Consider the following 11,498-nt stretch of genomic DNA (forward strand, 5'->3'; position numbering starts at 1 on the left):
GTAGATATATAATAAATTTTACAAATAAAGCACCTGAAAATAACAATTCCATCCAAATTTATATGTGATATAGATAACACTAAAGCGTCGATAGCAAAATGTGATTTCAAAAAATGCGTATAATTTTAGTATTAAAGTCTCAACTACAAAGGTGTTAAATGTCCTCTGTAAATTATAAGTTAGGTACTTTGGCGTTAGCTATTCAAAGTATTTTAATTTTTTCACATCTTGCTAATGCATCCCCGATTTTTCCTGACGCTTTTACACCAGAAAAAATAACGCCGAATCCAGATAATATTATTAACGACAGCGCCTACAATGATGCTAGCAGCTTTTTTAACGATCAGTGGCAAGATTCCGGTAATGTTGACTTATCAGGAAATTATTATTTAAACAATTTCACTATTCAAAGACCAAATAGCGGTCCAGGTCAACTCATGCTTCGGAATAATAGTCATCTATTTAATAGCACTATTCTTACCGCACAAATAACGATTGGCGATCCTTTTCAAAGTGGTTCAACCGACTCTGCTACTAATATCAGAGTGTCCAACACGGGCTTTCTGATAATAAACAGTGGTGCTATTGCTTATGATGTCACAGTGGAACGAGGTGGTAACTTTTCTTTACGCAGTAACAGCCAATCCTATAACACACTCATTTCCAGTGGTGGGCGACAAACTTTGGGGGGTAATTCCTATGCTCAAGCCACTACTATTATTGGCGGACTTCAAGAACTTAATGGCAGCTCCTCTGCTGCAGTAAAAGATACCCGTATCATGGATGGCGGTCAGCAAATTATCTATGAAGGATCTGCACTTAACACTCATATTATTGACGGCGGGTATCAACATGTTAGTGGTAGAGCTAACTACACCTATATCTATAACGGTGGTTATCAAGATACCTATGATGACAACCAAGGCATAGCTGCTGACCAAACAAAAATTTATCTAGGCGGCACCCAACGTGTACGTAGTGGTCAAGTAACTAACACTGAGATTAGTGGCTTACAAATTATTAGTAATCGCGGTGGACTATGGGATCCTATAGAACGTGAGTGGAATGAAGTTACAGATCCGAATGACTATTACTACTATCATGGGGAGAGCCCAACCGCAATTAATAGTACTATTCAAAATTCAGGAATACAGTTAGTAGAGAAAAATGGATTAGCTGAAGAAACATTCATTAATGGCGGTCGGCAAATTATTAAAAATGGCGGTATGCTAAAAAATACTACTTTATTTAATGACGGAACGACCTCTATAGAATATGGTGGCTTAGCAAAAGGTTTAATTAATGCGAACCACGGCACTGTACTAATGGAAGCTGGTGATCAATATAGCACCTTAGGCAATAGCGCTGAAAGTATTTACCTAGGCAGTGAAAGTGCGCAGTTACATATTCTAAATACTACAAATACCAACAAAGCCATGTTAGGTATTGGTCAGCTTAAAATGAAGAATGGCCAACTTCATTTTGATAATAATACCAATGTTTTCAGTGTTGCCTTGATTGATGACTTATCAGGACAGGGCGATATTGTAATGAACACCAATATCCAGACTAACCAGGGTGATTTTTTAGATGTACATAATGTGCTTAATAATGAGCAGTTTACTATTGCCATTAAAGATCAGGGTTCAGGCATAAGCAACCAGCGGTTACACCTTATTAGTGCTGCAGATCAATCGCTCGCTAGCAGCTTTAAATTGAATGAAAATAGTCGCTATGTGGACCATGGCGCCTATATGCTTGAATACCTGTTGCAACACGAAACAGACACCAATGACAACCTTGAAAAGTGGTACTTAACTACCCAGCAAAGCAACCTTCCCACTCCTACTGCTGACGCTGTAATGGCCATGGCCAACGTAACTCCAAGCATTTGGGATGCTGAATTAACTACCTTGCGCCAACGCTTAGGCGAGCTAGATAATAATCATAAGGGAGGGGCTTGGGGTAGAGTAATTTCCAGCCGTTACAAAGTTGATAAGGAGTCAGGTGCTGCTTACAAGCAAGATATGAATGGTTTTGTTGTTGGGGGTGATCATGCCATCACACAAAACAATGGCACTTGGCATTTAGGCGCAATGGCGGGCTATTCTCGCTCCGATATTGACTTTAGACGTGGAGGCAACGGTGATGTAGACAGCTACACCTTAGCCGCCTATGCCAGTTTTTTTGCAGATAATGGCTGGTATACTGACAGCGTTATTAAGTACAACTACTTTAAGCACAATACAAATGCACGCACTAGCCAAGGTACTAAAGCTTCTGGCAAGTATAACCTCTCAGGCCTAGGAGCCTCCTTTGAATTAGGCAAAAAATACCGTAATGGTGCCTTGTTTGCTGCGCCTTATGGATTAGTTTCAGGTTTTTATGCAGGTAATAAAAGCTATCACTTAGATAATGGATTAAAAGCTAAGGTTGGTAGTGCCCGCAGCTTAAAAACCGAAGTAGGCAGCTTGCTAGGCTATGATTTAACTATCAATCAAATGCAATTGCAGCCCTATGTTAAATTAGCTGTTAATCATGAATGGATTGACAGCAATAAAGTAGACTTTGATAACCAGCACAGATTTAGCAATGATATGTCAGGATCCGCTGTTAAAGTGGGGATAGGCGCAAATGCACAGTTTAGTACTAAATTTAGCGCCTATGGTGAAGTTAATCATATGCAGGGCAAAGATGTAAGCATGCCTTATTCTTTAAACCTAGGTATTCGCTATCAATTTTAGTCAAGCCTTCTTGCCTAATTCGATACCTAAATAATCCTGCTCGGCTTTTTGGCCCGTTAGCCTATAACGGGCCAAGTTTGAAATCGCATTATTATATTAGCCAATCAACTTTAAATAGATTATCATTATAAATAAAACAATAATCTTATACTGGCCCTACATCTCTATGCACAAGCTGATTATTGTAAGGCCAATTTAAACTATATGCATTAGCTGCTTTATTAATCAGCTATAGCTATCCATTCGTATACCTACCGTACATAGCTTACACAAACATCTAAGATTAAGCTTAAAATCAATTGAGTTTAACTGAATGCACTATGCTCCCCACAGTGAATAACTCGCTCTAGCCTATCTAGCACTACAATCCAATTATTCTTATAAGCGGCAGGCTCCAATTCTGACTGCAACACCTGACCAATCCGATAAGATTCAACATGAACTTAGCCTGATCATCGTATTAAGGACAACATAGACCTATTACAAGAACGGAGACTGCGTGCCATGACCAAACAATCACGCTATCTCCTTCAGCCATCAGCCGCGAGGTACGCCACAATAGCACTTTTGATGGAAACTACACCGTCGGTTCAGCGCACAAGCACACCCGCTGAACTGTCGGCCTAAACCTAAGTTAATGCATAATGCGGAGCTGTTTGAAGTGGTCATTGCCATGCTGCCAGATTGCTATTCTCCTCAACAAATAGCAGGCAGTTTACCTATTATATTTCCTGCTCATAAAAGCCATTTCGCTATCTAGGATGAAGTCTCACAATGCTATTTACGTTTTACCTTCTGGAGTAGCATATATGTCTGCTTATTATTTAGAAAATTAACGGGGCAATTTTTAATCATTTTAGTATTTTTGGTTATTCGTCACTATTAGAATAATATTATTAAAAATTCAGTAGAACACATAGTATTTACTAGGACCCTCTAGCTGGCAGACGAAGCCTCAAGATACGAACAGCCTAGCAATAATTAAATAAAATGTATTTTATTCATAAAATCACATAAAAAAAACCTGACATCTGCACTCACTTAAGGAATAATCAAAATTTGTTAATCGCATAAGGAAGTCCTTATATGAAGCCTTTGGCTCTAGCCGTAGTTACAGTTTTGAGCAGTTCTATAATGTTGACTGCTTATGCTGAAAACTCAACTACTGATCGTGACTGGTTAGTGCTAGTTAGCCCTTTTGTTTGGGGTGCAAAAGTAAAAGGTGATGTGGGCATTGCAGGATTTAAGCAGACAATCAATATTCCCTTTCATGATGTAGCAAAAAATGTTGACTCTGTATTTATGGGCAACATCGAAGTTACCAACCGTCAATTTGGTGCTTATATTGACGTAGTCAGTGTTGATACTAGTGATAAATTCCATGTAAAAGGCTTAAAGGTTAAAAATAGCATTGAACAAAGCAGCTACGCTTTAGGTGGTTTCTATCGTGTCTACGAAAAACAACTAGATGGCAATACCGTCTTTGGCGAACCTCGCCATTTAACTCTAGATCCTATAATAGGTATGCGCTGGAATTACTTAAACGCTAAAATCTATGTACCACAATTTCAATACCATCTGAGTAAAACGGCGCGCTGGAGCTCACCTTTTGTTGGTGCTCGCGTTTCTATTGACCTAAATGAGCGCTGGAATTTCTCAGGACTAATGGACTTTGCTGAATTTAGTAGCCGGCGCAAAACTCGCAACTTGCAAGGTTATTTAGGATATCGCACCTATCTTGGACAATTCCCTACCACATTACGTTTTGGCTATCGCTACCTAAAACAGGACTACCGTAGCCACGATTTTACAGGAAACACCTTTAAATATGACATTGAACAATCAGGCCCAGTTGTTGGCCTAACTGTTCGTTTTTAAGGAGCTAGCCATGCCTCTTTCTCTCAAAAAGCTTGCTGTTATACCTATATTAACAGGTGCTTTGCTCAGCAGTATGATCGCTCAAGCTTGCACCCGTGTTGTTTATCTTGGCCAAGATAATAATATTATTACGGCGCGATCCATGGACTGGAAACGCGATGTTGGCACTAACTTATGGGTTTTTCCACGTGGTATTAAACGCTCAGGTGAGACAGGTCCAAACTCTATTAAGTGGACATCCAAATACGGTAGCGTTATTGCTTCTGGTTATGACATTTCAACCACTGATGGTGTTAACGAAAAAGGCTTGATGGCTAATGTTCTTTGGCTTGCAGAGTCCCAATATCCTGATTTTTCAAAAAGCTCAAAACCTGGACTCACCTTAGCTGCATGGGCCCAATACGCATTAGATAGCTTTGCAACCGTTGAGGAGGCTGTAAAAACGCTGCAAAAAGAACCTTTTACAATAGTTACAGCTAATGTTCCTGGCGAACAACGCTTGACCACCTTGCATTTATCACTTTCAGATAGCACTGGTGATAGTGCTATTATTGAATATATCAATGGTAAGCAGGTTATCCATCATAACCGCAGTTACCAAGTAATGACGAACTCCCCCACCTTTGATCGCCAGCTAGCGTTAAATCAGTATTGGCAAGAAATTGGTGGACTGTCTCTGTTACCTGGCACTAATAGAGCCGCTGACCGTTTTGCACGCGCCTCTTTTTATATTAATGCTATTCCTCAAAAAACAGACGATCGTTCAGCACTAGCTGGGGTATTTAGTGTTATTCGCAATGTTTCTGTGCCCTATGGCATTACAACTCCGGGACAACCTAATATTTCATCTACTCGCTGGAGAACCGTTTTTGATCATAAAAATCAGCGTTACTTTTTTGAGTCGGCCTATACACCTAATGTATTTTGGATTGATCTTAAACAGGTAGATTTTTCTGACAAAACAGGCCAGGTTATGAAGCTCGACTTAGGTGAGAACCAGAAGAATATTTTTTCAGGTGAGGTTTCCGATCAGTTTCAACCAACCTCCGCCTTTAAATTTCTTGGTTTATAGGGCATTTTAAACACGCAGCAGCGGCTGCGTGTTTTTGTATAAGCAGTCGTTTAACAACGCCAAATACTTCAAACTTTTAATCTTTTCTTGAAGAAAAAAGCTATCTAGCTAACAAAGCTTCATAAGTAAACTTGGCAACCTCTATAGCTGTTCTAGACTGAACTTACCCAACTCACTCTTTATAGAATAGCTATGCACTTATTAACTCATTGGGGGTTAAGCAAAAGACGACTAACAGAAGTACAAATTGCCCGCGATTTAACCAAGCAGTTAAAAATCGCTTACCCCGACTTAACAATAGATCTGCAACAAACTGGCAATATTCAAGTACCTTTAAAAATTGATATTCGTCAGTCTGATCAACATATTGGTGTACTCTATCCAGCGCAGCTCTATGCATTCTATAAAAGCCAAAATGCGAGTACTTTTGCTGAGTACTTAAATGAGTTAGTTAATAACGTTCATAATTCATTACCTTGTGCAGATACACCAATTGAGAATGAGTTGCTGCTGCCAGTTATTCAAAATACTGCCTGGCTTAGTGAGTACAGTCTTAATTACCAACAACCTGCTTACATGCCGTTAGCAGGTGATTTACTAGTGACCTTTACCCTTACCTGCCAGCATCAACTCAGTTATGTTAACTACCAAGAATTAGCTGAGCATAGTCCAGAAAACACACTAGATAATTTATATAACTTAGCCTTTGAAAACTTACAGTTACTTGAAATACCCTTAGAAATATCCCACCAAGGAGCCTGTTATCAGCTTCGTTTAGACAGCTTGCATGATAACTGCTTAGCAATACTGCCTCATCTGTGGCAAAACCAAATTAAACTACAAGGCCTACCTGTTTTAGCGCTACCTGCGCGTGATCAATTGTTATTAGCAGACAGTGCAAACCCAGAATCTGTGGCGCAACTGCGCGAACACTTAAATGGATTATTTTTAGAAAACTTACACCCATTGTCTAAAAACTTATATACCTATAATAGTCACAAAGAGCTGATCATTTTGACTTAAATAGCTATCATCTAAATAGGAATTAGGTCAAACTAACTAGCATATATCACTCTTTTATAAGGAAATAACATGGGATTTTTATCCTCTCTTTTTGGACGTAACACAAAGCAAGTAACCGCCAGCAAACGCGAAATCACTGAACAACTGCAACAACGCATTTTAGAACGCTTTCCACACCTTAAGGCGCTGGTTATTAATGCAGACGATGACAGCGAAATTGCCATTGAAATAACAAAAGACGGTGAACATATTGGCAGTATGTTTCCAGATAACCTATATGCGACTTACCAAACCAAGGATAAAGAAGCCTATGAGCAATATGTAGAGCAACTTTTAAAAAGTTTACCTAACATGATAAATCGCTCCACCAGCGATAATGCAGAGCAACTAACCGAAGAAACACTATTACCTTGCATTAAAAATTTAGACTGGCTCGATCAAATGACCCAGCTATCCAAAGGAACTGCTCCTGTCTTCAAGCCCATTGCAGGCGATTTAATTTTAGTCTTTGCACTAGACTCGGAATCACAAATGCGTTTTTTAATGGATGATGAAGACCAAACCCAAAGCTTTGACGACTTATTCGTCCAAGCAATGGAAAACTTTAATCAGCGAGTCCACAACATACGCCTACAAGGTGGTGTGACTGAGATAGGCATTCGCCTAGAGCTAGATAACGACTACGATTCATCATTAGCCTTAGTGACCGATAATTTATTGGAATCCCTAGAACTTGAGGGTGAGCCTGTTTTAGGTATTTTCTCACGTGCTTTATTTGTGATTGCTGATTCAGCAAAACCTGAGCAAATAAAAGAACTTAAAAATTTTGCCAATACAAAAGCAGCTGAGCTGCCTTATGCATTAAGTACGCATCTTTATACATTTAAAGATAGTGCTATCACATTATATGCTGGCGAGTTAGCGTCTTAAATACATTCTCACAATGCCTAAGTTTTATCTCTTAGGCATTGCCTTACTATACCTCTGTATTCTATTTCAGTACCCGCCTTGACTTTATAGCTAAAACTTATCAAGATGCGCAGCAATCTCATTACTCAACCTTTTCAATATCTATGAATAACTATTAATTGACACAACATCGGCTCTAGCATCCTCTCCCTCTACTGTTTAGCCCAGTAGTTCGTTTAGATATCGATTCGTTGTCGTCCTAATAAAAGAACAAGACAATGAATACTCAAGATTTAATTAAATACCCGCGCACTGCGCATATTGAAAGCTCACGCTTGCAACAAGGCGACTTCGACCATGAGCAAACGCCTTATACTGCCTTGCAAAATAGTTACATCGTTGTAGAGGAAAAGTTAGACGGTGCCAACTGTGCTATTAGTTTTAGCCTCAATGGCCAACTGCACTTGCAATCACGCGGTCACTATTTAACAGGTGGCGGCAGCGAGCGCCAATTTAATTTGCTTAAGCAGTGGGCTATGGTACATGAGCAATGGCTCTATCAACGCTTATCTAGTCGCTATGTCATGTATGGTGAATGGTTGCATAAAAAACACTCTGTATTTTATGACAAACTTCCACACTTTTTTTGCGAGTTTGATATCTGGGATAGAGAGCAATGCCTATTTTTATCCACAGCCCAAAGACAACAACTACTTGATCAAGGGCCTGTGCTATCTGTTCCTGTTTTATATCAAGGGACAGCTCCGCGCACGCTCAAACAGCTGCTTGCCTTAATCACACCCTCATTAGCCAAATCCAAATACTGGAAAGCAGCTTTTGAGCAGACAATTCGTGAACAAAAGCTTGATTTGACTAAAGCTTGGCGCCAATGTGATAGTTCTGACTTAATGGAAGGTCTGTATATAAAAGTAGAAACTGACACTCAAACTGTGGATCGTTTTAAATGGGTACGCCATGATTTTGTTCAAACCCTATTAGAGGCGGGAGAACATCATCTAAAACAACCTTATATCGCTAACCAACTTGATTCGCGTGTGGATATCTACAGCGCCTGTACACAACTCACATGGCAACAATTAGCAAAGGAGTTGGATGATGAGTAAACAACTTCTATCTGCTTGGCAAGAAACCGAAAAAAATGGCAATTTAGAGCACTGGCTAGAGGTTATACCTCAACTCAATGCATTAGCCACAACACCTCAAGCACCTGAATTTCATGGTGAAGGAGATGTATGGACACACACTAAAATGGTGGTGCGAGCCTTGCTAGATGATAGTACTTATCAACAGGCGACAGATGACGAACGTTTTGCTTTATGTCTAAGCGCTTTGCTACATGATATCGCCAAGCCAAGCACTACAGTACGTGATGAACACGGTACTATTCGCCAACCTGGTCATTCTCGGCGTGGTGCAATTGATGCTCGTATTATTCTATGGCGTCATCAGCTTGACTTTCAGCTGCGTGAATCTATTTGTCGCTTAATTCAGGTACATCAAGTGCCGTTTTTTGCTCTTGAAGCCAAACAGAAACAAACACCCGAGTTTCTTTTACGAAAATTCTCACATTGCTTTCCAGTCTGGCAACTTTGTTGCTTAGCAAAAGCAGATATGCAAGGACGTATTTATGCGGGCAAACAAAATGTTCTGCAAGATATTGAGCTGTTTGGCCTATTAGCTCAAGAGTTAGATTGCTACAACAAAGCTGCTACTTTCGCTGATAACTACAGTGCTTTCCAGTATTTTAATGGCGCCAACATACAGCCTGAGTTTCGCTTACATCCAAGCCAAACAGGCTCAAATGTGATTATGCTAAGCGGTTTACCGGCCACAGGTAAAAACACTTGGGTAGCGCAACACTATCCTGATTTACCTGTTGCCTCTTATGATGATGCGCGAAAAAAACTAGGTTTAGTTTACGGTAAAAACGAAGGTGCTGTGGCTCACTTGGTACAAAGCCAGGTTAAAGTTTGGCTGGCACAAAAGCAGGATTTTATTTGGAATGCCACCCACCTTACTGAGGAAGTTCGCCAGCGTACGTTAAATACGCTTTTAGCTTACCACGCCACGGTAACCCTAGTGCATTTAGAACAAGCTGAATCTGTACTGCTTAAACGCAACCATCTGCGTGATACTAGCTTAAGTAATAGCAAGCTCATTAGCATGTTCAATAAATGGGAAGTACCTTTGCCAACAGAAGCAGAATATGTGTTGTATCACGCACATTAAAAAAGGCAGCTAAGCTGCCTTTCTATTACTTATCAAACGGCTGCGGAATTTTTGTAGCCTTCGTTGACGGTGGTAAAATAGGCAACTGCATTTGTGGTTGCTCACCTGTTAACGTTTTTAAGAAAGCAACAATTTTTGCATTCTCATCTTCTTTTAGTTGGCGTCCTAGCTGTAAACGCGCCATGACATCAACGGCCTCTTCTAACTGCCAATAAGCACCATCATGGAAGTAAGGATAGGTGAGTTCTACGTTACGTAATGTTGGTACTTTAAACATAAAACGTTCAGCATCCTTACCTGTTAGGCCACCACGCCCTTCAGCCGGATTCACTGTTTCATATTTAGCCACTACACCCATTTTTTGAAAAGAAGTACCACCCACTGCAGGTCCATTATGACAAGCCACACAACCTACACTTTTAAATAGCTCATAACCTTCTAATTCTTGCTTTGTAATAGCCTTATCATCACCTTTTAACCAAAGGTCAAAACGTGAGTTAGGTGTTACCAACGTTTTCTCAAACTCAGCAATAGCATCTGTAATTTGGTCAATATCTACTTTTTTCTTGCCGTAAATAGCTTCAAAGGTTTTTGCATAGTCTGGGATAGAAGCCACTACATCAACCGCAAGATCATGGGTAAAGCCCATTTCCATAGGGTTTGCAATAGGTCCACCCGCTTGTTCTTTAAGGTCAGCAGCGCGGCCGTCCCAAAACTGCACAAAGTTTAAGCTTGAGTTTAAAACAGTAGGCGAGTTAATTGGCCCTTGCTGCCAGCGGTCACCAATTGAACTAGGCAGGTTGTCACTGCCTCCCATGCTGAGGTTGTGGCATGAGTTACACGAGATAAAGCCTGACTTTGATAAGCGTGGGTCAAAGAAAAGCTTTTTACCTAATTCAACCTTTGCTTCGTTTTCTACAACGGCTGGCTCAATTGGAGTAATTGGCTCAGACTTTACTGTATTAGCCAGTGCACCTGTGCTAATTAGCATGCCCAGAGCAAGCACGGATAGCTTATGCATCTTGACACTCCTTCCTCATCAGATCGAATTTATATGTTATGTACTATAAATACTGAATGATTTAGGAAGGAGAGGCCTTGCCGCATATCAAGTAGCTGCCTATTGCTCACAATAAGCAACTATTGGATGCATTATGCAACACTTTTTTGGCTGTATAACGCTTGTAGCAACTCAGTAATAGCAAGTGCTTTATGGCATTTGATGCTATAGAAAATTTGGCGACCATCGCGGCGGGTATTGACAAGGTTTTCGCGACGTAAAACACCTAACTGTTGTGATAACGTAGGCTGCATGATTCCTAAGCGATCTTCCAGAGTACGTACATTCATCTCACCATCTACTAATTGGCAAAGTAATAGTAAACGATCTGGATTACCTAATGCTTTTAATAAGTTGCCTGCTGATTCTGCTTTAGACTTCAGCTGCTCAAGGTTTGCGCTTGGTATTTCAACTTGTGCATTCATTTTTTCACCTTCACTGTGTAATTGTATCTCCATACGCTGACGTCATGACATCAGTAGTGTTAATACAATACTAAAATGCCACTATTGTCTATATATTTTTACTTTATTAACAGTAGCTAAAATAACTGGTAATATAT

At 40.0% G+C, this 11,498-nt stretch carries 9 protein-coding genes; 7 read left to right on the forward strand and 2 right to left on the reverse strand.

Annotated features, from left to right (window positions below):
- The first annotated feature begins 158 nt into the window (after positions 1-158).
- The 7 genes from VQ643_RS15600 to VQ643_RS15630 all read left to right on the forward strand — a co-directional run bounded on the left by VQ643_RS15600 (position 159) and on the right by VQ643_RS15630 (position 9,876).
- Entirely contained in the window at positions 159-2,744 is a 2,586-nt protein-coding gene (locus VQ643_RS15600; protein ID WP_414201315.1) for an autotransporter outer membrane beta-barrel domain-containing protein, read from the forward strand.
- A 1,134-nt stretch (positions 2,745-3,878) separates the two neighbouring features.
- Complete coding sequence (locus VQ643_RS15605; protein WP_414201317.1) at positions 3,879-4,622, forward strand: hypothetical protein; 744 nt, start codon at positions 3,879-3,881, stop codon at positions 4,620-4,622.
- Positions 4,623-4,632: 10 nt separating this feature from the next.
- Positions 4,633-5,694 carry a linear amide C-N hydrolase gene (locus VQ643_RS15610; RefSeq protein WP_414201319.1) on the forward strand — a complete coding sequence of 354 codons (1,062 nt, stop codon included), beginning with the start codon at positions 4,633-4,635 and terminating at the stop codon, positions 5,692-5,694.
- Between the two features lie 192 nt (positions 5,695-5,886).
- Positions 5,887-6,717: a hypothetical protein gene (locus VQ643_RS15615; protein WP_414201321.1), complete on the forward strand. Its 831-nt coding sequence runs from the start codon at positions 5,887-5,889 to the stop codon at positions 6,715-6,717.
- 69 nt (positions 6,718-6,786) lie between these two features.
- Positions 6,787-7,647 (forward strand): hypothetical protein, encoded by an 861-nt coding sequence (locus VQ643_RS15620; protein WP_414201323.1) that lies wholly within the window; start codon positions 6,787-6,789, stop codon positions 7,645-7,647.
- 257 nt (positions 7,648-7,904) lie between these two features.
- The gene (locus tag VQ643_RS15625; protein WP_414201325.1) at positions 7,905-8,750 is read left to right on the forward strand and encodes an RNA ligase family protein; all 846 of its coding nucleotides are present in this window, start codon (positions 7,905-7,907) and stop codon (positions 8,748-8,750) included.
- Positions 8,743-9,876 (forward strand): AAA family ATPase, encoded by a 1,134-nt coding sequence (locus VQ643_RS15630; protein WP_414201327.1) that lies wholly within the window; start codon positions 8,743-8,745, stop codon positions 9,874-9,876. The genes VQ643_RS15625 and VQ643_RS15630 overlap by 8 nt, the downstream gene beginning before the upstream one ends.
- A 25-nt stretch (positions 9,877-9,901) precedes the next feature.
- On the opposite strand, the gene VQ643_RS15635 is transcribed toward VQ643_RS15630, so the two are convergent.
- Both VQ643_RS15635 and VQ643_RS15640 read right to left on the reverse strand, forming a co-directional pair.
- Positions 9,902-10,897 carry a cytochrome-c peroxidase gene (locus tag VQ643_RS15635; protein ID WP_414201329.1) on the reverse strand — a complete coding sequence of 332 codons (996 nt, stop codon included), beginning with the start codon at positions 10,895-10,897 and terminating at the stop codon, positions 9,902-9,904.
- A 131-nt stretch (positions 10,898-11,028) separates the two neighbouring features.
- A complete protein-coding gene (locus tag VQ643_RS15640) occupies positions 11,029-11,361 on the reverse strand; it encodes a metalloregulator ArsR/SmtB family transcription factor (protein WP_414201331.1) in 333 nt (110 codons plus the stop codon).
- Between the last annotated feature and the right edge of the window lie 137 nt (positions 11,362-11,498).

The sequence above is a fragment of the Pseudomonas sp. F1_0610 genome (genome assembly GCF_047470865.1).
Classification (GTDB): domain Bacteria; phylum Pseudomonadota; class Gammaproteobacteria; order Pseudomonadales; family Pseudomonadaceae; genus JAZDRH01.

What these genes read in the sequence shown, in the direction of transcription:
- VQ643_RS15620 (WP_414201323.1), top strand. Translation starts at nt 6,787, where the DNA reads ATGGGATTTTTATCCTCTCTTTTTGGACGTAACACAAAGCAAGTAACC.
- VQ643_RS15605 (WP_414201317.1), top strand. Translation starts at nt 3,879, where the DNA reads ATGTTGACTGCTTATGCTGAAAACTCAACTACTGATCGTGACTGGTTA.
- VQ643_RS15640 (WP_414201331.1), bottom strand. Translation starts at nt 11,361, where the DNA reads ATGAATGCACAAGTTGAAATACCAAGCGCAAACCTTGAGCAGCTGAAG.
- VQ643_RS15625 (WP_414201325.1), top strand. Translation starts at nt 7,905, where the DNA reads ATGAATACTCAAGATTTAATTAAATACCCGCGCACTGCGCATATTGAA.
- VQ643_RS15615 (WP_414201321.1), top strand. Translation starts at nt 5,887, where the DNA reads ATGCACTTATTAACTCATTGGGGGTTAAGCAAAAGACGACTAACAGAA.
- VQ643_RS15600 (WP_414201315.1), top strand. Translation starts at nt 159, where the DNA reads ATGTCCTCTGTAAATTATAAGTTAGGTACTTTGGCGTTAGCTATTCAA.
- VQ643_RS15635 (WP_414201329.1), bottom strand. Translation starts at nt 10,897, where the DNA reads ATGCATAAGCTATCCGTGCTTGCTCTGGGCATGCTAATTAGCACAGGT.
- VQ643_RS15610 (WP_414201319.1), top strand. Translation starts at nt 4,633, where the DNA reads ATGCCTCTTTCTCTCAAAAAGCTTGCTGTTATACCTATATTAACAGGT.
- VQ643_RS15630 (WP_414201327.1), top strand. Translation starts at nt 8,743, where the DNA reads ATGAGTAAACAACTTCTATCTGCTTGGCAAGAAACCGAAAAAAATGGC.